Origin of the sequence: Legionella lytica, from assembly GCF_023921225.1 — a bacterium.
GTDB lineage: Bacteria > Pseudomonadota > Gammaproteobacteria > Legionellales > Legionellaceae > Legionella > Legionella lytica.
The window spans coordinates 1,354,830-1,380,250 of sequence record NZ_CP071527.1; the positions used below are offsets into that span (position 1 = coordinate 1,354,830).

Here is a 25,421-nt window from a genome sequence, read left to right on the forward strand (position 1 = left end):
AGCTGTGCTAGTTTTTGGGTAACCCGTTCGAGGGTTGCGAATGATAATGAAGGGGGACAACAGGGAATCGCGTAATCGAGTAGGGTTTGTAGATCGATGGTGTCCCAACTGGCTTGTAATCGGGCATCGATGCTACACGCTTTTCGTCGTTGCTTAACCTAAACAATGATTTATTCGCAATTGATACGGTTTCATAATACCAAGGTTTGGGAACTTGTAGCGCTGTCAATGCGGCATCGATACTTGGCGGTGTTATAGTCTGGGGCTTGGGTTTTACCGCTCTTAACGGTTTAAAATGAAACTGGGTTCTTAATGCCAAGGGTACTAGTTGCTCACTGACCGTGCTCCTTGTTGTGTCGAAGGATCCTGGCCTTAAAAAGGATTTGTGCTTAATCCATTGGGACTGAAAATTGCCCAAGGGTTGGATTTCGTCGTCAGTAAATTTTCCGCCGGTTGGGATAAATTGCGCATGCGCTTTGCGAGGCATTGCCTCAAGACGTTCTCTGATGGATGGGAACGGAGAAATGGCATGGATGAGAAAAGAAAAACTTTCACACAGCTCATTTAAGTAATCGATGTGTCGCATTTGCTGAAAATAATCAAGCATTTGATGGCATTCTTCTTCTTCGGCCTTGATTTCTTCCTCACCGAGGTTCTCCGTCTCCCAGGTTAGACAGTCGGTGTTTTCGCGCAGGAGCAAAGCACAGCAAAGTGTGGCCCAAGGGCGGTCTGATTGCTCATCAAAAGGCGTGATTTCATCGAATTGGTCTAGGTGCTCTTCAATGGTTTTGATTAATTGTTGGCGCTGTGCCTTAGTAAATGCACTGAGGAGTTGTTTTGTTTGTAGCGGAATTGGAAATAAAGTATTTTGTTTTGCATCCTCTTTGACGGTTTTAATCAATTGCAGTACGTTCAGTAATTGATTCAGTTTATCATTTCCAGTGGTAATGCTGACATGGTAAGGGAAAACCGCAATGAATGCCGTTAACTTGTTAAAGTCTTTTAAATGGAGCGAATTTCCTTCTAAGTTAAGATGAGTGACCGTTTTGGGCATTGCTTGAAATATTTGAATGAGTTCTTCATTGGTCTTGGACGTGGAGTAATTCCAGCTTAGATTGAGGTGGCTGATGTGCTCGGGGATTGCGGCAAAAAGTAGCAGTAATTCTTCTTGCGAGAGCTGATAAAGGTCCGATTCAGTAAGATCTAATAGCTGTTCATTTGCGGTAAGGGAGGTAATACGGTCGAAGATTGGATTCATTGAGGTTCCTAAAAAAAGTTGGCCAATTTTAATTCGTGCTCATTGTTTGTGTCAAGTGATTAATATTGGAACATATTTCTGGGTGTTTTCAGTTTATAGGGGTATTTTTTTAGACAGTTAAGTCGTGCGTGAGGCAATAAAAAATCAAAGATCTATTTGTATTGCATGTTGAAAAATCCTACGGTGTTTAGGAAGATTTCTCAGCATTTCGTTCTATCAATTCTTACTTATCGCTAATAGTGGTAGGTTAAAATTTAATAAATTTTCAGTTGCTAAAAGGGAGCGATTTTCTTGTTGCAGTTTTTTATTGAATGTGGGGGCTGCACTTCTAGATGTTAAGATCAATATAATATCAGCGCCTAAAGCGCCACAGCCTTTAATTGCAAGCACTTCGGGATGATCTTTTAATTGATTAATCAATTGCAGGCTATGCTCTGCCACCAGGCCTAATTCAGCTAATTTTGCATGGTAGTGGTTGATGCATGTAACTAATTGCTGAGAATCATGTTGTTCAAACGCATTTTTAGCCATATCAACCAGGTTTGATAAATAATCAATTTGGTCGGGTAGGGCGGTATCTTGTAAATGATGATGCGTTGCCAGTTTGACTCCGGTATGAATGAGGAAAAAAGATAAATCTTGGAAAGGCCAACTATAGCACTGAACGAGGTTGTTCTGTCTATTAATATAGACACATCCCTGTTGAGATTGGGCAATAACATCGTAGCCGCTTGGTCTTAAGCCTTTGCCTGTCCATGAGGACTGATAGTAAGCTTCAAGCATACTGCTCATATCTGCCTGCTTTTTTTGAAGCATGCAGTTGGCAAGGTAGCTTGCCAGAAATTGTGCGCTGGATGCACCTAAGCCGCCACAACCTGCGTAGGGGTCATGCCAGAATAGGCCTGTTTTTAAATTGTTTTGTTGCTGCCACCATAAGCCCGCCGGCGATTGAGGATGAATTCCTACTAAAGTGGGTTCAGTACTTTGAGTTAGCTCAAAGCAGGGGGTGGTTGTTAGCACAATCGCAGAACCCTCTGCGACTGCAGCATATTCGCCTAATAAAAATGTTTTAGCAGGAATTAACCATTTCATACAGCAATCGGTGCTTGTCTGATTTCTGCGAGTAAATCATGGGCGTTATTAAGACTGATTCGCTTATGCATATGGAGCCAGTTTTGTAGACGCTCTTTTAATTCTGGCATTTCATTTTCATTGGCTCCCGCGGCTAAGAGCAGGTTATCAATGTGTAGCTTCATATGGCCTTGAATAATCCCTTCCGTACATAGAGCTTTTAGTGCACCTAAGTTTTGTACTAATCCAACCGCGGCAATTACTTGAGACAGTTCATTCGCTGAGTTGATATTCATCATGCGCAAGCACATTTTTGCCGTAGGGTGGAGAGCGGTTACCCCACCGATTGTACCTACTATAATTGGTGCTGTTAATTGTCCAGTCAACACACCATCTTGGTAACGCCAGCGTGTAATTGCTTGATATTGACCTTCTCGGGCCGCGTAGGCATGCACACCTGCTTCTACTGCACGCCAATCATTTCCTGTCGCAATTAGTACCGGGTCAATACCATTCATCACCCCTTTATTGTGGGTAGCTGCGCGGTAAGAGTCCATCTCTGCAAAAAGAGAGGCTTCTTGGAGTTTTTGTCCGAGTATTGGATCAATCGCGCTAATCGTTACTTGTGCTGTTGTCAGCTTTTGGTCGTTAAGATTGGACAAAATGCACATGGTGACTTCCTCACCAGTTAAGTCTTCAATAGGGCCTTTTAAGTATTCTAAAACCTGATTGATGATGTTAGCGCCCATGGCATCACAGCTATTCATCATTAAATGAATTACCGCCATGTCTTTGCCATCCGCTCTTTGTAAATGGCGTAAGCTTAAATCAACAACCCCACCACCACGTTTTACCATATTGGCGGCAACATCTTTATTCGCTTTCTCAATCAGGTATTGTCTGTTTTCCGCAAAAATACTAGAGAACTTTTGGAAATCGTGAACTTGAGCTAATTGGATTTGTCCAAGAATGCATTCGCCATGAACCCATGCTTTGATTTCGCCACTTTGTCTAATCCATTTAGCTGATTTAGATAAGGCTGCAATAATTGAGGTTTCTTCAACTGCCATGGGGATAACATAGTCCTGGCCATTAATATTAAAGTTGGTTGCTACGCCTAAAGGAAGCTGGAAATAGCCAATAACATTTTCGATTAATTTATCTGCTAGATTTAAATCTTTTACTCCGCCATTTTTGAGGAACGTAATATCTTCAGGAGTAACTGCACCCAAAGCAAGTAGTCTTTTAAAGCGTTCTTCACGGGAAAGTTTTGAAAAGCCAGAAAATAATTCGTCAGTATTGGGCGCTAAAGGCATGCTTTCTCCTCTGTTTAGCCGGCGTTACGCAAGTTTAATAAGGCAGCGTTCGCGTGAGTCAAATTGACTTGTGTTGCCTTGCATACCAGGTTTTCGTTTGAAAAAATGAAGTGAATTGTATCATAAAATAGCAATATAAACTACCTGAAATAGGATCCTAATAAATGATTTTTCAAAAAAAGCAAAGAATGTGTGGATAGTGGGTCCGTGTTTTCATCCCTAAAATCATAGGTTTTCTGTGCTGTTGCCAATTTTATGGAAATTAATTTGTCCATTTGACTAGCATTTTCCTTTGTTTTGGTTTATTTTATGCGCAACTTGTGAAATTAATATGAGGTGTCTAATGGGAAAAAATACTCAAAAGAAAGCAGCTGCATTTAATAATGTTGTAGAAAATAGAGAAAACCTTATTACTAAAATTAATAAGTGCAAGACTTTATCAGGCCTTGCAACTCTGGAAAAAGAATATGCGACTCAAAGTAGATATTCTCTTGCTGCGAGCTATTACAAAGGTCTGTCTATGGAAAAGCAGCAGATTCTTGCGAATTCAGATACTAGGATTAAAGAAGCACTAATGCAACAAAAAAGTAAGCTTATGGCAATACCTGAAGATGAGGCCGTTGATAGTTTAGTAAATGAATCTATTGTTCAAGAATCTATTAGCTCCCAGTTCCAAAGTCTAAGAAAATTAAACATTTCGCATATTGAAAATGAATTAGTTAACATTGATAAAAAATGTATGAGAATGTCTAAAATGGGTCCTTCTTATGAAGCGGCAACTCAGGCTACATTTCGTATTTGTAGTGCAATAAAAAAGTTAACCGAAAAATACGTTCAGGATGGTGATTTACAGCATTTCCAAGATGAAACTCGTGCGATTTTTGATGAAACTACTGAAGATATGAAAACTATCAATACGCATCGTGGTTGGGCTAAAAACTTTTTTGGTAACCTTGGATATTTCATTCTTGGTTTAGGAGTGGGCTACGCCGCTGTTTGTGCTTACAGAGGCAAGTTCTTTGAATTCAATACTGATACAGCAAATGTTGTTGGTGCTGTGAATGAAAAGATTGCTGCACTTAGCATGAGCTGATTTAAATTATTGCCTTACACATTTGTATCCCATATTAGGCAGAATCCTAATATGAGATACAACTCAAATTAAATTATTAGTTTTTGCGCTTAGGCAATATTCGTATTATTCTTGTGATAATTTTTAATTTAAATAAAGCCTTATGGTACATAATAGCCCGCAAATAACATTTGATGAGCAACTCGAACAGTTTAACTGTACAGGTGCTTGGTCTGTTATGGATGTGGGTAATGTAGTCAATCAATTTACAGCAACAACATTACCTAAATCACAAAAAGTTCAGATAAATGGTAAGGATATCAGTCATTTTGATAGTGCTGGTGCTCTAACCTTAATTCAATGTATTGATAAATTAAAACAACAGGATAACCAAGTTGAGCTCGTCAATTTTTCTGAAAGACGGCGCCAACTTATTGATTTAATTATTGAAAAACATGATGCCATAACCTATAAAATTCCTGCTCCAGAGAGGGAGAATTTTTTCTATAAATTAGGTAAAGAAGCAGAGAAAAAACTGCGCCAGGTCGATGGACTAGTTGTTTTAATTGGTGATCTGGCTACCCGTGTTTTTGAAGCTTTTGGCAATTGGCGCCGTTTCCAGTTTCCCAGTATTATGTCAAATCTTGATTCGACAGGCGTTAAAGCATTACCCATTCTCGCTTTACTCTCATTCTTAATCGGTGTCGTTTTGGCATATCAAATGGGCCTGCAGTTAACTACCTATGGTGCTAACTCGTTTATTGCTTATCTATCTGGAATGGCGATTTTCCGTGAGTTTGCTCCTTTAATCACAGCGATTATTGTGGCAGGAAGAACCAGCTCTGCGTTTACCGCGCAGTTAGGTAGTATGAAGATTAATGAAGAAATAGATGCACTGTTAACTATGGGCTTATCGCCAACGGAGCATTTGGTATTACCAAAAGTGATTGGACTATTAATAACCTTTCCTTTATTAATTTTCTGGTCAGATATTTTTAGTGTTCTAGGGTCCATGTTCATGGCCAAAAATATGTTAGGGATTAGTTTTATTGATTTTTTAGAGCGATTAAGGGATTCTGTAGGTATTTCTCAGTTTCGGCTTGGTCTTTATAAGGCCCCGGCATTTGCCTTAATCATCGCTTTAGTAGGTTGTTTTCAAGGATTTCGAGTTGAAGCGGGCAGTGAAAATAATATTGGAAGCCAGACCACCAAAAGTGTGGTGCAGTCTTTATTTTTAATTATTATTGCCGATGCAATTTACTCAATTATTTACAGTTGGATGAAGTTATAGATGAGTGACCCGGTTATTGAAATCAAAGGAATGAAGAATTTTCTTGGTGGTCAATGGGTGCATAGAGACATTAATTTGACCGTAAACCAAGGTGAAATTCTGGCTATTATTGGCGGCTCGGGTAGTGGTAAGACCACCATTTTACGTAGCTTACTGATGTTATTGAAACCAACCGCGGGCGATATTAAAATATTCGGCCAGGATATTAGTAGTCTTGATGCGCATCAGTCATTTATGTTGAGACGTCGCTGGGGCATGTTGTTTCAGCATAGTGCTTTATTTGCATCAATGAATGTTTTAGAAAATGTGATGTTCCCTATGCACGAGTTTGCGGAGCTGGATCCGGAGTTCATGCAGGAATTGGCCTTATTAAAAATTGCCTTAGTTGGCTTGCCCAAAGAGGCCGCCGGTAAACTACCTTCAGAACTTAGTGGGGGGATGCAAAGAAGGGCGGCTGCGGCACGTGCAATTGCCATGGATCCTGAGTTATTATTCCTTGATGAGCCTACTACGGGTTTAGATCCACGTAGTGCACGGCTTTTTGACGATTTAGTTGTTTTTTTACGAGACTCATTAAATCTTACAATTGTTATGGTCAGCCATGACATTGAGTCTTTAAAACGTACCACCGATCGCGTGGCCTTTGTTGGCGATGGGCAAATTTTGAGTGTAGAGCCCATTAATGAGTTAATGAAAAATAAAAACGAATTAATCGCTGATTATTTCAGTAAGGTATAGAGTCCTTAATCCAGCGATTAATGTTTCGGAGATAAATTTTTTGGAATCAAAAACCAACTACACCTTAATTGGTGTTTTTATCATAGTTCTATCCGTCGGGCTTTTGTCTGCCATGCTTTGGCTATCTGTTGGTTTTAATCAAAAATCATATAGTAACTTTACTGTGTATTTGCACGAGGCTGCTTCGGGTTTAAGTAAAGATGCTCCGGTTAAGTTTAATGGGGTGCAAGTAGGTTATGTTAATGAAATAAAGTTAAACAAGAATGATCCAAGACAAGTGGAAATCATTTTAGCAATTGAAGACGGCACCCCAATTACTAAGAGCACAGCCGCAACTTTAATTTCTCAAGGAATTACAGGGGTTACTTATATTGGTTTAAGTGCGAGTACTTCTGATTTAACCCCTATAGTGAGGCTTCCTGGAGAACCCTACCCAGTGATTCCAGCAAAACCTTCATTGTTTAACCAGCTAGATACCCTTCTAAAAGAGGTTTCTGAGAGCATTAATAACGTCAGTACGCAAGCGAAGCATATTTTTAACCAGAAAAATGCCAGACATGTGTCTCGTATTTTACATAATGTAGAAAAGCTAACGCATGTGGTTGCAGCAAACAGCGGACATATTGATGACAGCATAAAAAATGCGGATGTCTTTTTAACTAATATTGCCAAATCCAGTAAAGAGTTTCCTCAATTACTTAGAGAGTTGCAAACTGGGGTTTCTAAATTTAAAACAATGGCGGATAGTTTAAGCCAGGCGGGAACTAGCGTATCAAGTACGATGGGTTCAGGAAGAAACACGTTAGAAAAACTATCCCAAGAAACTTTGGCGCCTGCATCTACGTTATTACGTCGATTGAATGCTATTTCGATAAACCTTGAAAAGGTTAGTAATGAAATGCGTCAAAACCCTTCAGTAGTGATTCGTGGGAGTTCAGCTCCAAAACCAGGGCCTGGAGAATAAGCAATGAGAAGATTAAATAATTTAGGGCTGTGTTTGATTGGTTTGCTGCTCGCGGCTTGTTCACCAGTTAAAATCCCTGCGACGAATCAATATCAATTAACTGCTTACAGCAGTAAGCAATTAACAAGACATCCTCAACGTGTAGCGCTTTGGGTGACACAACCTGATGCTGCTGCAGGCTATCAATCAGAACAAATGCTTTATGTGAATAAGCCTTTTCAGCTTGAGTCATTTGTGAAAAACTCATGGAGCAATCCACCAGCAGATATGCTCTATCCGTTAATGGTGCAGAGTTTACAAAAAACGGGTGTTTTCCATGCGGTGCTATCAAGCTCATACAGTCAGGGTGCCGATTATCGTTTAGATACTCAATTACTTTCTTTAGAGCAAAGTTTCCTTAGGAAACCTAGCGTACTTCAGTTTTCAGCGAAGGTGGTATTAACTCGAGTTTCAGATAATAAAGTGATGGGATCTAAAATTATAAGCCTGCAAATCCCCTGTCCAGTAGATAATCCTTATGGTGGTGTAGTAGCTGCTAATCAGGCAACGCGACAATTTACATCGATGATGTCTGAGTTTGTGGTATCGCATTTATAAAGACAATGGTCCTTAATTTGCTGTAGAGAAACTGCAGTATGTCGGGGAATTTGTACATTTTAAGAATCTGCAAAGGTATATCTTTTTCGATGTTCCATGATCAATCAAAGCGCAATGAAGGCAAATAAAAGGCACGCTTTTGTTTTTTATTAACTCAAAATGATATAGTATCGCCTTCTTTTTCCAAAGATTAATTAAAATGCCAACATTTTTCCATAATAGTAAATACAGTAGTGAGCCTAATCTACGCTTAAGACAGGCTGCCGCTGTTGGCGATCTGAAGGAAGTACAAGAATTATTAAAGAGCGCTAACTTAAAAATTGATGATGCACAAACAGGAACTAATCCAAAGACAAACCAACCCTTTTCAGGCTCCACTGCCTTACATCAGGCAGTAAAAAACAATCATTTACAAATTGCTTTCAAACTCATCGCTGCAGGCTGGGAACCTCGTAAGTTAAATGTTGCGAAAGAATCTGCTTATTCGTTAGCTAAAGATGATGGTTTTAGGGCACAAATGCTTATGCTACAAAGAATAACCTATCTTTACAAGGCTTTGAATCTTCATGGCAGATTTGAAAATAATAATGAACCTTTGCGTGTGTTGAGTTTAGCTTGTGGGCTTAGTTATGAAGCCTTGGCTCTTGAAGCTATATTCAAGGATAAAGAAGTTACTTTCACGGGGATTGATGTTGATGAGTCAATGTGTACTGCATCGCACGGATTATGCCAAAATATTCCGGGTGCTGACATAATTCAACAAGATGCTACGGATTTGGAAAAACTTAAGAGCAATACAGAGAATCAACGATTTGATTTAGTAATTTTAAGACAGCCTGATATTTTTAATAGAAGGGCGGTATTTGAGAAAATTCTTGTAAACATTATACCGGAGATGATTAAGTCAGATGGTATATTGATGGTTAGTACGTACCATAAGGAAGAGTTAAGTGAAGTAAATACTCTTTTACTGAAAAATTTTGATAATGTGAAGAAAAGTTATGCATTCCTAGATTCAAAAGATGTGTTTATTGTAGAGAATGTTGCTTTAACACCTGATAAATACAGCTTATTATTCACATGCAACAAAGAGTTGAAACTTACAATCGAATCGTCGCTAAATAAGGTAGCTAGGTTTATGACATAGGCTGATTGTACATTTTGATGTGTCTCAAGCCCAGAGACATCGCCCTTAAGTTAAAAAAATTTTGCAATGACCTGTAAGGGGGGCATGGATCAACATTGAGTTCAGGTGTGGCTTGATGTTCTTGTTGGGCCATGACCCCAGCCTACAACTTATAAATATAATCCTTAACTTAACTTATAAGATACAGTTGCAAGCACCTAGCTTACATCATATTTTATGACCATGTGGTGGGAATTTAGTACAGGGGATAACTGATCTATTTCTTACCGCTCTTGTAGAAAAAAAAAAAAAAGAACTGTACAATGTCGCCCCAAGAGCCCATATTTGGGATTTCGTAAATTTTTACTAATAAGAAGAATAAAGGAGATTGAGGATGAAAGCCGGATCAATTTGTAAATTAGGTCTGCTTGCAGCGAGTGTTTTATTGGTGGCAGCTTGTTCTAAGGCACCAGGAATGGCTGGAGCTGGTGTGAGTGATGCTGGTGCTAGTGCTCAAGGTCTAGGTCAATTTACTCGTTTTGCAGGTCAAGAGCCAGGTGAGTCTTATACTACTCAAGCACCTCATAACCAATTATATTTATTCTCTTATGATGACAGTGCTTTAAATCCTAAGTACCTGCCATCTGTAAATGCTCAGGCTGAATACTTGAAGTCACATTCTGGTGCACGTGTTTTAATCGCAGGTCATACTGACGAGCGTGGTAGCCGTGAATATAACGTTGCTTTAGGTGAGCGCCGTGCAAACACTGTAGCAGACATTTTACGTATGGCTGGTGTAAGCAGACATCAAATGCGTGTAGTGAGCTATGGTAAAGAGCGTCCAATTAACTTAGGACATGATGCTGCGTCGCATGAACAAAACCGACGTGTAGAATTTACTTATGAGGCAACAAGATGATTAATTGCAAAAGACACATTATCGCTGCTGGTTTTTCGTTAATTCTTCCTTTGACCTGCTGGTCAGAGGCGCCTGTGGTTGATGATAGTGATAATTTTGCAATGATGGATGGGCGACAGGCGCGTGATGCGGCTGTTGCCGATTCTCGATATTACGATGATCCTCCAATGGAAGTGGCTCAAAATGATTATCCCTCTGATACGTATCAAGGGGATGATGGTCCAGCTCTTGCCAAAGATGATCAAATGAGTGGTCCCAGCAGTTCGAATGTCGCAGACAGTGCTTCATTAATTGAAAAAATCCAAACCTTACAAAAAGAAGTGCAAGAGCTTCGAGGACAGTTAGAAATCCAAGCTCATGATTTAAAATTATTACAGCAACAGCAAGTTGCCTTTTATAAAGATTTAGATTCTCGTTTAAGTGGTGGTGCCGCTGTTTCAGCAAAAGCAACTACAGATAAACCGGCAATGGATCTTTCTGTAGGTTCTAAAGAGCCTGCGCCAACAAATCATGTAGCAAAAACAGCGTCTACGCCAGAACCAGTAGTTACCCCAGTTTCTAGAGCCAACCCAGCTGATGAGCAAATCAGCTATTTAGCAGCTTATGAATTAATTAAGAACAAGCGTTACGATGATGCTATCGGTTCAATGAGTACATTCGTACAAAAATATCCTCGTGGTGGTTACACTTCCAATGCACAATATTGGTTAGGAGAGTTGTACTTAGTTAAAAAAGATTATGCAAAAGCAATAGAGCATTTTGATATCGTATTAAAACAGTTTCCTACTTCAAGTAAATCTGCTGCAAGCATGTTGAAAGTAGGGTATGCCTACGCTGAAATGGGCAATAAGCCTGAGGCGCAAAAATATCTGCAACAAGTAGTAAGAGCTTATCCTAATACGCCTACTGCGCAATTGGCTAATTCAAAATTACAAACAATATGAAGTCTTTTGTAAATCAAATATCAGATTTAGAGTTAGTTCCTTCATTGCTAAGACACCCCATGATTTGCTTCACAGGGTGTTTTTCTCATTTATTCTTATACAACAGCTTTAACTGGAGTTAATTCCAAGGAGATCCATTATGCATTGGCTAGCTCATGCTCCTGCTAATATTGCGTTAATTAAATATATGGGGAAGAAAGATGAGAGTTCCAATAACCCAGATAACTCCTCACTGTCTTACACCTTAAATAATCTATTAAGTACTGTAAAACTGGAAAAAATTGATTCTGCGCATGATGTATGGGAGCCTTTAGTTGTGCCAGGGCAGGCTAAATTCGCATTATCTGAATTAGGTGAAAAGAAGTTTTTAAACCATTTAGCACGGATAAAAAAGCACTTTGGTTATGATGGTAGTTTTTTAGTACAGTCGTGTAACAACTTTCCTCATAGTAGCGGAATGGCAAGTTCTGCTTCAAGTTTTGCAGCACTTACTCGATGTGCTGTATATGCTCTCGCTGAATTAACTCAACAAGAACTACTCGTAGTGGAGGAGCAGGCCTCATTAAGCCGCTTGGGATCGGGTTCATCTTGCCGTTCGTTCCATACCCCTTGGGTTTTATGGCAGAATGATAATGTGGTAAAACCAATAGAGTTGCCTTATCCTGAATTAATACATCAGGTTGTAGTTATTAGTGCTGAGCAAAAAGCGGTATCGTCGAGTGAAGCACATAAGCTGGTTAAAAGCAGTGAGCTTTATGCAACTCGTTCTGAGAGGGCAGAGGAGAATTTAAAGTTATTACTTAACGCATTTATGGCAAACGACTGGGAAAGCGCTTACCGGATTTGCTGGCGTGAGTTTCAAGATATGCATCAATTGTTTAATACCTGTGCACAACCTTTTTCTTATATATCATCAAATAGCTTGGGTGTACTGAATGATTTGCAGCAATTGTGGGATAACAAAGGCGATGGGCCTATCGTAACCATGGATGCTGGACCAAATATCCATTTATTGTATCGACCTGATCAAATGGAAATGGCACGTGAATTCAAGCGTGATTATCTGGTAGGTAATTATGAAGTTCTATGATTTTGAGACAACAACTTATGGTAAATGGATTTTAGTAGGCGAACATGCCGTTGTTCGTGGGCATGCAGCCTTGGTTTTCCCGATTAAAGCAAGAAAGTTAATTTTTACCTACTCTGCTAATGCACCATCATTAAGTGCGGATTATCTGGGCAGTAGTGGCTCTGATATGCACCTACTGTTTTGGAGTGTATTAGAACATGGATTAAAGCTGTTAGGACATTCTTTAAATGAGCTTGGTGGCCATTTCCTGTTAAATAGCACTATTCCAGTAGGTGGGGGAATGGGAGCTTCTGCTGCACTTTGTGTGGCAATGAGTCGCTGGTTTTGCGCCCAGCAAATGCTTGCTCCTGCGGAATGTAATGCCTTTGCTAAGGAGTTGGAACATTTATTTCATGGTAAAAGTAGTGGTTTAGACGTTGCAGGTGTCGCTGCAGAAGGAGGGGTTTATTTTAAAGCCGGAGAAGTGTTTCCTTTGCAGCAAACAGCCCAACCACAGTTTTTTTTATCGTCATGCAATCAAATTGGTATTACTTCTCATTGCATTCAGCAGGTGCAGCATTTGTGGACGAATGAGCCTCTATTGGCAAAACAGCTAGATTTACAAATGGCTGAATCCGTTGAGGATGCTAAAGTTGCGTTGGAGCAGGGTGGTTCGGAAGTAACTAGTAGTTTAGCTAAGGCAATTAATAAAGCAGCCGATTGTTTTATGCAGTGGGGTTTGGTTAGTGAGAGCTTGCAACAGCATATGAATTGGTTGACTTCCATGGGGGCTTTGGCAGTGAAGCCTACAGGCTCTGGTGGAGGTGGTTTTGTTTTGAGTCTGTGGGATAGACAACCTCCAGAACACTTGGAGTTATTAGCAGTGTAAATTAGGCCCATGGCCCAACATTCAGTTCCAATGTGGAACGATGCCTCGCATTGGGCTATGGGCACAAGCTACGCTGTTAAAAGGACGACGTACAACGACTAATCAACAAACTGATAATACACTTCGTTTTGTTTAATCATACCTAATTCATGACGAGCTTGTTCTTCTAAAGCTTGGTCACCACTTTTGAGTTCTTTAATATCTGCTTCCAGAGCTCGATTCCGTGCAACTAATTTATCGTTTTCCTGCTCATGATCGGCTAATTTTTTTTGCAAAGCGACCCATTGGATTAAGTTGCCATCTCCGAGCCAAAGTTTATGTTGGAGCACGACTAAGGCAATAATTAAAATGATAAATACTGGGCGCATAAAGTTAGCTTGTTAGTTAAGGTCTTCGTAAATTTTATTGTATTACTTTATTTCAATAAGGAGCAATATCTTAGGGAATAATTTTAGAAGTTAATTAAAGGTTTGGTTGCTTGCCACTAATGGCACTTACTTTAGGAATTTGCCTCGCTCATGGTTTACCTGATTTCGCTACGCTGTATCGTAGTGAAATCAGGCGAATTATGGGCATAGCGCATTCATCTTTTTTTTCTTAAGTAAGTGCCATTAGTGGCAAGCAACCAGGTTATATCTAAGATAAAGATGCTAAAAATGCCTGCGCATTATATCCAATTCGTCATTTAATTTTTCTATTTTCTCTAAAAGCTCAATAGCGAGCACCACTCCAGGTAAATTAATACCTAAATCACAATGCAAGCGAAAAGCGGATTCAATTTTATGTAATTCTTTTTGGTTGAGTTTCAGCTGCTCAAGCTCTGTAGAAGCGTTGGAGAATAATCCATGCTCCATCATTTCACTTAATAATTGCTTCGGTATGTTGTACTTATGGCATACTTCGGTATAAGTAAATGTTTTAGTTTCTTCAATAATTACACCGACTAAAATATCATTTTTGTCCATGTTTAAGCCCCCATCTTGTCACGAGGATTATAAGGCATTACTTCAGCCATTTTTTTATAAAGCTCTGTTGCTGCTTCACTAGTTGCTGGTGGAGTAATAATCTTTAATAGTACGTATTGGTTGCCTGGTGTGCTACCGGGAAGCCCACGATTTTTTAATCTTAATTTTTGCCCTCCTTGTGAACTGGGAGGAATTTTTAAGTCAATTTTTCCTGCTAAAGTCGGTACAGTTACCGTTGCACCTAAGGCTGCTTCCCAAGGCGTAATGGGAAGGGTAAGGTAAATATCATTATCCATTAGATCAAAAATAGGATGTTTGTCGATTTCAATTGTTAGGTAAATGTCTCCAGGTGGACCACCCTGAACTCCGGGCGCACCTTGTCCAGCGACTCGAATCTGTTGGCCGGATTTAACTCCTTGAGGAATTTTTACTTTCAAGGTCTGGCTTGCTTTAGTACCTTCTGGGGTGGGAACTTCGATGGTTCGTGTGGTTCCATTAAAGGCCTCCTCCAGACTAACATTAATTTTTCCTTGATAATCTCGCCCAGCCATTGGTTGTTGCTGATATCGTGAATGACCAAATAAGGACTCAAAGAAATCGTCATTAAATTGTGTACCATGACTTTGATAGGGGCCAGAGTGTTCGTTATGCCAGCCTGATTGTTGTTGGGCATGAGCGTGAAATTCGCGGTTTTTTAGGTAATTATCGTATTCGGCACGTTTCACCGGATCTTTAAGTACCTCATAAGCCTCGCCCATTTCTTTAAAGCGTTCTTCTGCATCCTTCTCTTTGCTGAGATCTGGATGATATTTACGGGCCAGTCTACGATAGGCTAGCTTAATGTCTTTTTCAGTTGCATCGTGGCTTAGTCCCATTATTTTATAATAGTCATTATCCATTTTTAGACCTCAATTGCGTTTTTATTTTTGTAATACATAGACACCCGGAGCATCCGGTAATTTTTTATCCAGGCTTGGTGCTTTGATCTTAGAACGACTTGATTGTTTAACAAGCCATTCATGCCAGGCTATCCACCAAGAGCCCGATTTTTTTTCTGCTTCTTCTCGCCACATGGTTGGGCCAATATAAGAGGCATCTTTTTTCTGTTCATGAATTAAGTAACTGCGATCTCCATGACCGGGCTCACTGACAATACCTGCATTATGTCCACCACTGGTGAGCACAAAAGTAATATCCCCATGAATCATTAAATGTGTTTTATAAACTGATTTCCAAGGGGCAACGTGATCGTTTTCCGTACTGACTATAAATGCAGGAGTGTGAATATTTTCAGCAACTATGTATTTTCCCCCAATAGTGAACCGTCCTTCAGCAAAATCGTTATTGAGGAATAATTTTTCTAAATATTCACTATGCATTTTATAAGGCATACGTGTGGCATCTGCGTTCCATGCTAACAATGCGATCATACCTCTTTGGGTGCCATGCATATAGTCTTGAACCATTTTCGACCAAATAAGATCATAGGAACGTAACATCTGGAATGTACCTGACATCTGTTTGGTATCTAAATATCCCTGATCCCACATCATACTTTTTAAGAAAGATACTTCACTACGCGTGATGAATAACAATAATTCGCCTGCTTCAGTAAAATCACCTTGTGCTGCGAGTAAGGACAATGATTTTAGACGGAAGTCATTATTTTTAGCCATCGCGGCAGCAGTAATCATGGCCAAGGTACCACCAAGACAATAACCCATTAAATGAATTTTAGTATTCGGTATAATGTTAGACACTGCATCAATGGCGGCCATTGCTCCTAGACTGTAATAATCTTCAAGGCCAATATCACGGTCTTTAGAATCTGGATTTTTCCAAGAAACAATAAAAACAGTATGCCCTTGCTGGGTAAGCCATTTAACTAAAGAGTTCTTGGGCAATAAATCCAGAATATAGTATTTCATAATCCATGCGGGAAGCATCAATACAGGTTCTTTATAAACATGGCTAGTTGACGCTTCATACTGGATTAACTCAATTAAGTGGTTTTGGAATACTACTTTGCCTTTGGTAATCGCTACTTGCTTGCCTGGAATAAAATTTTCCACACCAGCAGGAGGAGAGCCGGTCAATTTTTCTATGAGATCTTGTACTGCTAATTCAGTTCCACGAATTAGGTTTTTGCCATTTGAGCGTAGAGTTTCTTGAAATAAGTCTGGATTACTTAATACAAAATTTGAGGGAGATACCGCGTCAAGGATTTGTCGAGTAATGAAGGAAATAGTCCTTTTTACTGGCACAGGGAGCCCAGGGATTTCTGTAGCTGCCTTTAACCCCCATTCCTCAATTTGCAAAAATTGCTCAGCCCACAGACGCCAGGGATAGTAACTCCAATTATCTGTATGAAAACGTACGTCATGACCATCAGCAGGTTTCTCTTTATTTAATAGATTGTTTATATGATCGGAAAAATTTATTGCTGGATAGAACCCTAGTTTTATCATGGTGCCTGGTGATTGCATGAGTTGCGAAATCCAGGAGAAATAGGAAACACCAATAGATGCGGGACTAATTCCTGCAGTAATTTTGGCTAAATTAGCTTGGTAGGTTTTATTGATAAAATCAAAAATATCATCTGTTTCTGGTGGATCACAGTCTTTACACTCTTCGGCACTTAGTGTAGCTTGTTGCTCTTCAGTTGCAGGTGGCTGTTGTTTTTTTTTAGCAGGAACAGCCTTTGCCTTTTTTTTCATGGTGTCTGTCTCAATGCAATTAGTTTTAATAAAAAAAGTATAGCAGTTTCTTATGCTTATACCTAAGAGACAATACATGCTGGTTTTTAGCAGTGCACTTAATTTTATTGGAGATTTTTTATGCGAAACTGTATGTTTAAAGTTTTAGTTGCTGGAGTTTTTGGGTTGCTGGTAGGTTGTCAGTCTAATCCAGGTAAACCAGCATCTTTATTTGGTGCACCATTTGCTAATCCTTCATTTGCTCCTTCTTCCCAAGGGAATTTGACTCAATCAGTACAAGAGGCATTAATGCGTAATGATGAACTAGCTGTAGCGCCTATTCGCGTTGAAACGCGACAAAATGTGGTGATTTTATCAGGATATGTTAAAAAGATTCGTCAAAGTGATACGGCAGAATTAATTGCACGTCAAGTCCCTGGCGTTCAATCTGTGGAAAACCGTATTATCGTTCGTCCATAAACTTAAGACATTTGATTCAGCCTGGCCTAACCAGGATTTTCCTACCTAAGGAAAACCTTGGTTAGGCCTTCCCATACCAAAATGACGAATAAAAATCAGCTATAGTAAAGATCTCAAAAAGACTTCATTGTACTATATTTATACAATAGAGATGTTTTATATCTTATGGAGAAAAAAATGGCTGACTTAATTCACAGTGTCTTGCCTATGCCTCGTCGCGCAATTACTTACATCCGTCCTGATGAATCAATAAGGAAATGTGTTGATTTGATGAATGCACTGGATATTGGTGCTTTAGTGGTGGTGGATGATGAGAAAAAGCTAATTGGCATAGTAAGTGAACGTGATATTGTTCGCTCCTGTTTACATAAATGCGTTAATATGGATACCGGGAAGGTTGCAGATGTTGTTTATAAAAATGTGACTATTCTGAGTTCTAATGATGAAGTGGAAAAGGCAATGCAAGCCATGACCACTACAAAACGAAGGCACATTCTAATTCGTGATGATGAGCAACAGGACTTTATAGCTATTGTATCGATTGGTGACTTGCTTTATCACATACTGGAAGATAAATCGCGAATTATAGAGCACTTAGAAAATTACATTCATACCTATTAACGAGATAACGATGAGTGCTATAGTATTGTTTTCAATATAAGTTTGTATCTTATGAAAACAGCATTCAGATTATTTTTGGTATTCTTTTTATTGAGCTTTAATTTATGGGCAGGGGATGGCGCGGCATCCTGGTACACCCAAGATGCGAATAAGAAGGTAACTCTTAATGTAGAGCTATTTCTTTCTTCCACCTGCCCGCATTGCCATAAGGCGGATGAGTTTTTTAGCTCGCTCACCAAAACCACTCCTTACGTGCATGTTCAACGTAATATAATTAATGAAGATAAAAATGCGTTAATTCGCTTTAATCAATTATTAAGTGAGCAGCATATGGATGATTTTGCTGTTCCTTCGATCTATTTTTGTAGTTCCCGTTGGCTAGGTTTTGCTTCAGCTGAAACAACAGGCAAAGATCTGTTGCATGCTCTTAATTATTGTAAGCAGCAAATTGAAAAGAACGGAGCTTTAACTCCTGCGACAATAGATACTTTGCGGCATTGGGCTAATGCCAATAAATTTGATTCAGGAATGGTTGAACATCCTTCAACATTTAGTTACATCGTAACTATTGCGATTACCGATGCTTTTTCACCGTGTGCTTTTTTCTGTTTTGCTGGTTTTTTAGCGTTTTTGTTTTTAGGCGAGAATCATAAAACACGCATTACTGCCAGTTTATTATTTATTTTTGCAGTGGGGATTACACATTACTGGCAACAAGCGCATACCAGTACTTTTTATGAGTTACTTCCATGGTTACGAGGTCCCGCAATTCTCTTAGGTGCTGTAGCGGTGTACTTTGTAGTTCAGTTTTATAAAAAACAATCGAGTCGTTGTTGGTTGTTCTCCTTGGCATTTTTATTCGGATTTATGGTTACTGCCTATCAACAAACCTGTGTGATGAATTGGTCTTACATCTTTGAACAATGGTTAAATAATCAACATGTATCGCCTATACAAGCAGGATTTTATCAATTGTTGTATCAGACCTTATACATATTGCCTTTAGTGATTATACTGATTTTTTATTTAACACTATTTAAAGTGAAGCGATTTGCCGCAATTCAGCCACGCTTGGTTCCTATAGGGTTGCTATTTATTTTAGCTATTGCTGCGTGCTTGATCGCATATCCTCTTCTTTTAGCTAATTTAACTGTGTCGATATTTACAGTGCTTGTACTGGCTGTTTGTGGGCGTTTTATAAATTTGACTTGATCTTGAACTAATGATTTGGGATCATCATTATTCTTTGTTTTTCAGGTGGTAGCATGAGTAAGCTCATTGATATTCCCGTAGTTGTTGAAAGCGGACATAAATACAAAACCTCTAATGGCATTACAGCAATTAAAGATGGTGTAAAATCAACAGGGCATGTTCATGAGCGCATGCCTAAGCCCAAATGGTTGCGTATCGTTAATCAGACCACTCCTGCATATAATCAGGTAAAAGAACAGGTACAAAAGCATCGTTTGGCCACGGTTTGTGAAGAGGCTAAATGCCCTAATATTTCTGAATGCTGGTCGCATGGTACGGCAACCATTATGTTAATGGGCGCTGTATGCACACGTGCTTGCCGTTTTTGCTCGGTTGATACTGGGAACCCTCATGGTTGGCTTGATGCTGACGAGCCAGAAAATACAGCCGATACCGTCGTGTTAATGGACTTGGATTATGTAGTTTTAACCTCAGTAAACCGAGATGATTTAGCAGATGGTGGCGCAAATCATTATGCAAAAACAATACAAGCGATTAAGCGTCGTTCTCCCAAAACGAAAGTAGAGGCTTTAACTCCTGATTTTCAAGGTGTTGAGCGTGACGTTGCCGTATTGTTGGATAGTGGGGTTGATGTATTTGCGCAAAACGTAGAAACGGTAGAGCGTTTAACTCATCCCGTGCGTGACAATCGTGCAGGCTATCTGCAAACATTAAATGTGCTGTCTTTTGCAAAACGCTATCGCCCTGATGTTTTAACTAAAACCAGTTTGATGTTGGGATTAGGTGAGACTGATGAAGAGATTATCCAAACGATGGATGATTTACGGGCTCATAATGTAGATATTTTGACATTAGGACAATATTTACAGCCAACGAAAAATCACCTGCCAATCGAACGTTATGTAACACCAGAAACTTTTGCTGAGTTAAGACTAATTGGCTTGCAAAAGGGGTTTTTTGAGGTCGCTTCAGGCCCATTAGTTCGCTCCAGCTATCGCGCGGATAGAGTGTTTAAACGAGATAATTTAGGGTTGGAATTATAAGAGTTGCGCACAGCGCTCGTGTTTTACTGCTAATAAAGAATAAGACATAATTTAATAACTTAGTTAGTGGATATTGCAGTCAAGCCGCAGTAACTCCAAGGATTATGCCACCACCGCTTTTAGCCTTTTCCTGGAAATAGCGATGGTGGGGTTTTATTATTACTTCAGGGGACCATTGGCCCGAGTTCCTATCACTAAAGGTGATTAGGCAAAAACCAGGGCTGGTGGTTCATCAATCTCTACATTCTCGACTGCGTATTCCTTTAAATTACTTGCCGTTGAGGTTTTTAATTTAATACCAAAAAAGGAATAACGTGTTTGAGTTGTATGGGGGTTAAACTCCTCTTTATCTGATCGGTGCATTTCTGCAACGTCCATAAAACTCTTTTGGCAGGTATTGAGATTAGTAGTCAAAGTATATTGGCGATTGAGTGCCATTTCGAACGTTAGCGTTCCTTGGGATTTTTCAACATCTTGTTGAATTTTTTTCCATAAAGACTCTAGTACAGAAGCTTTTAAATTAGCACTCACCGAATCACTTTCTAACAAACGTGAAATACTATTTTCTACTTTAATTTTTAATAAGTCCTCTCCAATAGCTGGGCTCTCCGTATTAAAACAGCTAGCCAGGGTACGAGTAACCCAAGGTATAGTCATTGCAAAAAAGTGTCTTGGCCATTCTACCATTAAGTTCAAAAAATAACCCACTGTTTGAATAGAAGATATGATGAGATAGAGACTTGCAAACAACCAATGGTTTAATGCAGTCGAAGTCAGTGTATTAATTTCAGCAAATGACCATTGTGTACCAAAGATAGAGCTGGAAGCGGCGATCGCAAGAGCCAATAAGTAACAACCGATATAAACCATCTCCAGTGTAAGCATCCAAGTGGTAAAAAGAGTGGGTATCGCAAGTGCTGTAATAAATAATACAATGTTGACAAACGCATTGATCGAATTATCTAACCAATTGTTAATCATCACTGATCCGACGTAAAGCTGCAACATCGAAAGCAAGAACAGCCCTCCCGTATATGCAGCCGCACAGTTGATTATTAATGCTATGTAAGGAGCGAAATAGAAATCAATTAACGGAGGTAAGAGAGTAACCGCATAGTTTAGTCCCAGTGTACCTAAAACAATTAGTGTTTCACCAATAGATTTCAAAAATGAGAAAGCAATACGTCTGGTTAATTTTAATTGCTCCCACACCTCTTCTAGTCCTGAAAATGGCTTATAATATACAGGGATCTGTTTTTGAAATGCAAAAAATGCACTCAGCCATTGATTGGAGTCTGCAACACATCTCTTTGCTAGAGCTTTCTTGTATGTTTGGTTGAAGGAAAAGTCCTGATTTAAATGCTGGCTATGTTGAGGAGTTCTACGTTTAAAACCCAGGTAATTAGGTTCCCACCCGTTTTCTGTTAGTTCCAGGGCTTCAATAAATTGATTTAACCCCTCTTCAGTCAATTCAGGTAAGTTGGCGAACCCTTTTTGTCGACGTGCTTCCATTATCCATAACAATTCTCTGGGGGATAGAGGTTGGGCAAGTTGCGTGAGTGTTGATAGGGACAAAAATTCTGTGTCAAGTAAGCTTAAAACACTTTCGGATTTATCCATTCTCTCAAGCAGACTATTATTCTCCCAATTTTGGTAAAATGGTACCTCAAAATTTATTAATTTATTTGTATCACTATTTAATTGTAATTGTCTGTTGTCTGGAAAATACTTACTCACTCCTGGATTTTGTAGTAATGCGTAATCCATTATCTCCTGACTTTCTTGAAGGTCTGGGCTTAAATATTTATAAAAAAGTCCATTTTTAGTCACTAGTCTTAGTGCTATTTCCCTGTTATTTAAAAAGGAGGAAGAAGAATATCCGCTTAATAAATCCCCCGTCGGTTTACTCATCATTAGCAATAATTCAATCAGAGAGTCCACTTGCTCAATAGTGCCTTTTTGAATCATTTCTTCAATAGCAAAGTTAATTTTGCCTATTAGGGAATCTAAAAAGTCACTATTATTCCTTAATGTTCTGGGTAAATAACGCCATAACTTAGGGTTCGCTAATACGGCGATCGCAATTAAACATGGATATTTTTCAATTAGCTTTTTGTTGTCTGTTAAGATCTCTCGTATCTTTTGGGGATTATTTTGGGCGTTTTGTAGCATTTCGTTTAAAGTGCAAAGTACTTCTACACTAATACCTGTAGGTAGACGTAATCCATAACCCTCGGCATTCTCTTTATTTAAGTCGTTAAAATTAACAAGGAAGTTCTCCCGTTTTAATTTTTCTTCAACAAGGCTTTTTAACTGAGCTAAAACATCACTCTTTTTAAATATGGAAAGTGTTTCGTCATACTCTACAATAGATTGCCGGTCATCTTCGGCAAAATAAAGACCAAAAAACTCACCAAGTTTTGGGTAAAGACTAAGCGTCTCTGACTCCGTTAATACCAGCGCGTTGTTGTTGTCCCATTCAGTAAGATCGAGTTCGGCTAAAGGGTCCATTCGCATGCTTAATAAGGCATATTCAGCCAGATTGTTTATAACGTTGGCCTCATACTGCGAAAAATATTCTTCGTATACTGATTCAAAGTATGCAGTCATTGATTGAGTTTTACTTAAATAAGTGTATGCATCTTGGATCTCTTTTTCATTACCGACGCCAAGTGACTTATTTTTGGCCAAATTAAACATATGCATGACCGTATGTATGGAAAGAGACTCACCTACGTTATTTATGGTATTGTATTCATCTGCGATGCGTTGAATAATGTTACAGCGTTGCTCATGAAGCTCAACTAAAATCCAATTGGTATCTGAGCGGTATTTTCTCAAGTGCGTATTCAATTCTGTGGCAATACCTGGTTCGCATACACCGGGACTCATTGCCCTTTTTAATTCCTCAAGAAATTTAGCTTGGGTTGATTTGGAAATACAAAAATCAGGCTTATCGCCGTTATACAAAAAATAAAAATTTTCAAAAAGCGCCAAGGCATCTTTAAGCGATAAATTAAATCGGTTGTTATTTGCAACCTGCTTGCGTCTTTGTTGGAACGATTCAAACAATTGCTTATATTCTGCTGGAACCTGTGTTTTAAACGCTTCCATTAATTTGTCCCATTTTTCCGTAATGGGCGTCTGCTCATTCAAATATTCTTCACCGAATTGTGATTGAAGATAAGTCTTCATGGCTTCATCATGTTTCGTAAAATCAGGCTTTTGATAAAGCATTTCCGTGGACAAATAAAAAACCGGGTTATTCATAATGAGGACTCTCAGTCGGTTTGGTGGGCATAGTGTATCATAAATAGTCTTTAATATTCATCATTGATCTTTAGTTAGATAGTACGGAGAAGTGGTTATTTTGTAATTTTTCTGCTTCATGGCCTGATATCGGTGAACAAGCTTTAGCATACTTCATTTTTGCAAAAATGTATGTTTATTAGGGCAAGTAAAAGGCTCCAGTAATAGAAAGAGTCATTCGCTCGAATGCCTAGAGCAGACAATGCCAGGTTATACTATAACAATACCTCGTTTGTTCATTAGCTTTTGCAAATAATAAGCTGCGAGATACATAAAGCCACCTAATACGATAGCACTTAGCCCTAAAGCCAAATAATAATCCTTATAGTAGGGCAAGCTTTCTACCGGTGAATTAATCGTTACCGGGATGGCTACCCAGCCTGCAAGTCGACCAGAGATGGCATGAGCAAGAGAGCTTGCCAAATACCAAACTCCCATAGCAAATGCTATGGATTTTTGATCGCAATATAAACCAATCATGCTTAAACCAATGGCACTTACCCATAATTCGGCAATGGTAATTAAAATGTAAGTTAGGGCGATATAATTGCCATTTATTATTCCATCTATGGCTCTATGCGCCGCAAATGTCATGACCAGTAAGGCAAGCCCTGAAAGAAAAACCCCCGCTGCAAATTGATAGGGAATCGTAAATCGTGGAACCATCTTATAAAAACGGGGAAGCTGGCTACCGATTGCCAAAATTAAAAGAGGATTTAATATTTGATAATGAGCGGGTGAAACCGTGATACCCCATAAATTATGATCCGAGTTATTTTGAGCAAAAAGAATGAGAGTACTATTCATTTGATTATAAATAACAAAAAAAACAATAGCCTCAACAACCAGTAAAATAGCAATCATCTGTTTGTCTCGAGTAGGCCCATTAAGACTGATGGTTTTTTTCAAAAACCACAATATACCCATGCTACTGCCCACCGCAATGAAAGTGCTTGCAATATAGACATGGGAAAACGCATAAAGCGTGAGTAAGTAGATAACTACAATGTAGGCGATGAGACGAAATACTCCTGAGCGCGAGAATTTACATAAATCTTTCCCCCAAATCACATTGTCATAAATAAAATAGCGGTTGGCGAAGTTTAATGCCGCAATGGATTTTCCTATAAAGGCGATAGTCAGAATGGAAAGGGGGCCAAAACGACTTTCTAGTAAAGCAGGAGCGATTAATGTAGCCAGGAGAGCTCCTACGTTAATGGCAATGTAATAGTAGGTCATTGCTGATTTTGCTTTGATGGCATCAGCAGCATAAATATGGGAAACCATGCTGGAAGAAGTACCCATTAATAATGAGTTTGTTGCAGGAATAAAAGCATAAGCAGCAATAAATAATTGATCACCCAATGTGTTTACCGTATAGCCACTGAGCATCATGAGCAAGTAAGCACAGGCCAGCATAACGCTACCCAGAAGTATCGAGCGCCTTACCCCAACGATCGTATCTGCCATATATCCGCCTAACATGGGCATTAAATAACCTGCGGCATGTGCTACACCAATAAAGGCATAGGCTTTGGCTTGGCTATAACCTAGTCCTTTAGCCAGTAGAGGGCGTGTTAAAAAGAGAATTAAGATGGTATTCAATGCATAAACAGAGAATTGGCTCCAAAAGGTGATGAATACGATATTATTAGTTTGCTTTTGTCGAAGATCTAATTCAGGTAAGCAGTCTTTAACTTCTTGAGAAATCATTTTCCCACCTCATCATTTGATATTTAATCATGAACAGCAAAATAAGGTTACGTCATCCTTTACTATTTTCGTAGGTACACTCGAGTGCCGTCATTGCAAACGCAGTGAAACAATCCAGAACGGAGCTC

Annotated in this window: 23 protein-coding genes; 14 read left to right on the forward strand and 9 right to left on the reverse strand. The window is 39.2% G+C overall.

What is annotated here, in order from left to right; all coding sequences use genetic code 11:
* Positions 1–7 precede the first annotated feature (7 nt).
* The 3 genes from J2N86_RS06070 to J2N86_RS06080 all read right to left on the reverse strand — a co-directional run bounded on the left by J2N86_RS06070 (position 8) and on the right by J2N86_RS06080 (position 3,645).
* On the reverse strand, positions 8–1,258 hold the full coding sequence (locus J2N86_RS06070) for a hypothetical protein (protein ID WP_252581788.1): 1,251 nt from the start codon (positions 1,256–1,258) through the stop codon (positions 8–10).
* Positions 1,259–1,474: 216 nt separating this feature from the next.
* On the reverse strand, positions 1,475–2,350 hold the full coding sequence (locus J2N86_RS06075; RefSeq protein WP_252581791.1) for a mevalonate kinase family protein: 876 nt from the start codon (positions 2,348–2,350) through the stop codon (positions 1,475–1,477).
* Positions 2,347–3,645, reverse strand: a complete 1,299-nt coding sequence (locus tag J2N86_RS06080; RefSeq protein ID WP_252581793.1) for a hydroxymethylglutaryl-CoA reductase, degradative — start codon at positions 3,643–3,645, stop codon at positions 2,347–2,349. The genes J2N86_RS06075 and J2N86_RS06080 overlap by 4 nt, the downstream gene beginning before the upstream one ends.
* Positions 3,646–3,988: 343 nt before the next feature.
* On the opposite strand from J2N86_RS06080, the gene J2N86_RS06085 reads away from it, so the two are divergent.
* The 10 genes from J2N86_RS06085 to J2N86_RS06130 all read left to right on the forward strand — a co-directional run bounded on the left by J2N86_RS06085 (position 3,989) and on the right by J2N86_RS06130 (position 13,254).
* The gene (locus J2N86_RS06085; protein WP_252581795.1) at positions 3,989–4,738 is read left to right on the forward strand and encodes a hypothetical protein; all 750 of its coding nucleotides are present in this window, start codon (positions 3,989–3,991) and stop codon (positions 4,736–4,738) included.
* Between the two features lie 142 nt (positions 4,739–4,880).
* Positions 4,881–6,008 carry an MlaE family ABC transporter permease gene (locus tag J2N86_RS06090; RefSeq protein WP_252581797.1) on the forward strand — a complete coding sequence of 376 codons (1,128 nt, stop codon included), beginning with the start codon at positions 4,881–4,883 and terminating at the stop codon, positions 6,006–6,008.
* On the forward strand, positions 6,009–6,746 hold the full coding sequence (locus tag J2N86_RS06095) for an ABC transporter ATP-binding protein (RefSeq protein ID WP_252581799.1): 738 nt from the start codon (positions 6,009–6,011) through the stop codon (positions 6,744–6,746).
* A 40-nt stretch (positions 6,747–6,786) separates the two neighbouring features.
* Positions 6,787–7,710, forward strand: a complete 924-nt coding sequence (locus J2N86_RS06100) for an MlaD family protein (protein WP_252581802.1) — start codon at positions 6,787–6,789, stop codon at positions 7,708–7,710.
* A gap of 3 nt (positions 7,711–7,713) precedes the next feature.
* Positions 7,714–8,307 carry an ABC-type transport auxiliary lipoprotein family protein gene (locus tag J2N86_RS06105; RefSeq protein ID WP_252581804.1) on the forward strand — a complete coding sequence of 198 codons (594 nt, stop codon included), beginning with the start codon at positions 7,714–7,716 and terminating at the stop codon, positions 8,305–8,307.
* Between the two features lie 199 nt (positions 8,308–8,506).
* On the forward strand, positions 8,507–9,454 hold the full coding sequence (locus tag J2N86_RS06110) for a methyltransferase domain-containing protein (protein ID WP_252581807.1): 948 nt from the start codon (positions 8,507–8,509) through the stop codon (positions 9,452–9,454).
* Between the two features lie 373 nt (positions 9,455–9,827).
* A complete protein-coding gene (pal, locus tag J2N86_RS06115; protein ID WP_252581810.1) occupies positions 9,828–10,352 on the forward strand; it encodes a peptidoglycan-associated lipoprotein Pal in 525 nt (174 codons plus the stop codon).
* Positions 10,349–11,296, forward strand: a complete 948-nt coding sequence (gene ybgF, locus J2N86_RS06120; protein WP_252581812.1) for a tol-pal system protein YbgF — start codon at positions 10,349–10,351, stop codon at positions 11,294–11,296. Before pal ends, ybgF begins: the two co-directional genes overlap by 4 nt.
* 139 nt (positions 11,297–11,435) lie before the next feature.
* Entirely contained in the window at positions 11,436–12,386 is a 951-nt protein-coding gene (locus J2N86_RS06125) for a diphosphomevalonate/mevalonate 3,5-bisphosphate decarboxylase family protein (RefSeq protein ID WP_252581814.1), read from the forward strand.
* Positions 12,373–13,254, forward strand: coding sequence for a mevalonate kinase family protein (locus J2N86_RS06130; RefSeq protein ID WP_252581817.1), 882 nt, complete (start codon positions 12,373–12,375; stop codon positions 13,252–13,254). Before J2N86_RS06125 ends, J2N86_RS06130 begins: the two co-directional genes overlap by 14 nt.
* Before the next feature lie 98 nt (positions 13,255–13,352).
* Here the strand turns inward: J2N86_RS06130 and ftsB are convergent, their stop codons facing one another.
* The 4 genes from ftsB to J2N86_RS06150 all read right to left on the reverse strand — a co-directional run bounded on the left by ftsB (position 13,353) and on the right by J2N86_RS06150 (position 16,936).
* Positions 13,353–13,622 (reverse strand): cell division protein FtsB, encoded by a 270-nt coding sequence (gene ftsB / locus J2N86_RS06135; protein WP_252581820.1) that lies wholly within the window; start codon positions 13,620–13,622, stop codon positions 13,353–13,355.
* Between the two features lie 282 nt (positions 13,623–13,904).
* A complete protein-coding gene (locus J2N86_RS06140) occupies positions 13,905–14,219 on the reverse strand; it encodes a chaperone modulator CbpM (protein WP_252581822.1) in 315 nt (104 codons plus the stop codon).
* Positions 14,220–14,221: 2 nt separating this feature from the next.
* Positions 14,222–15,118 (reverse strand): DnaJ C-terminal domain-containing protein, encoded by an 897-nt coding sequence (locus J2N86_RS06145; RefSeq protein ID WP_252581825.1) that lies wholly within the window; start codon positions 15,116–15,118, stop codon positions 14,222–14,224.
* Between the two features lie 21 nt (positions 15,119–15,139).
* On the reverse strand, positions 15,140–16,936 hold the full coding sequence (locus tag J2N86_RS06150; protein ID WP_252581828.1) for an alpha/beta fold hydrolase: 1,797 nt from the start codon (positions 16,934–16,936) through the stop codon (positions 15,140–15,142).
* Between the two features lie 120 nt (positions 16,937–17,056).
* Here J2N86_RS06150 and J2N86_RS06155 point away from each other — a divergent pair, with 120 nt between their 5' ends.
* From J2N86_RS06155 to lipA, 4 genes are all read left to right on the forward strand, one after another.
* Positions 17,057–17,395: a BON domain-containing protein gene (locus J2N86_RS06155; RefSeq protein ID WP_252581831.1), complete on the forward strand. Its 339-nt coding sequence runs from the start codon at positions 17,057–17,059 to the stop codon at positions 17,393–17,395.
* A 177-nt stretch (positions 17,396–17,572) separates the two neighbouring features.
* Positions 17,573–18,016 carry a CBS domain-containing protein gene (locus tag J2N86_RS06160; protein WP_252581833.1) on the forward strand — a complete coding sequence of 148 codons (444 nt, stop codon included), beginning with the start codon at positions 17,573–17,575 and terminating at the stop codon, positions 18,014–18,016.
* A 51-nt stretch (positions 18,017–18,067) separates the two neighbouring features.
* Complete coding sequence (locus tag J2N86_RS06165; RefSeq protein ID WP_252581836.1) at positions 18,068–19,228, forward strand: hypothetical protein; 1,161 nt, start codon at positions 18,068–18,070, stop codon at positions 19,226–19,228.
* A 53-nt stretch (positions 19,229–19,281) separates the two neighbouring features.
* Positions 19,282–20,271, forward strand: coding sequence for a lipoyl synthase (gene lipA, locus J2N86_RS06170; protein WP_252581838.1), 990 nt, complete (start codon positions 19,282–19,284; stop codon positions 20,269–20,271).
* Positions 20,272–20,475: 204 nt separating this feature from the next.
* On the opposite strand, the gene J2N86_RS06175 is transcribed toward lipA, so the two are convergent.
* Positions 20,476–23,541: a DUF4116 domain-containing protein gene (locus tag J2N86_RS06175; protein ID WP_252581841.1), complete on the reverse strand. Its 3,066-nt coding sequence runs from the start codon at positions 23,539–23,541 to the stop codon at positions 20,476–20,478.
* 249 nt (positions 23,542–23,790) lie between these two features.
* Positions 23,791–25,293 carry a peptide MFS transporter gene (locus J2N86_RS06180; RefSeq protein ID WP_252581844.1) on the reverse strand — a complete coding sequence of 501 codons (1,503 nt, stop codon included), beginning with the start codon at positions 25,291–25,293 and terminating at the stop codon, positions 23,791–23,793.
* Positions 25,294–25,421: the final 128 nt, after the last annotated feature.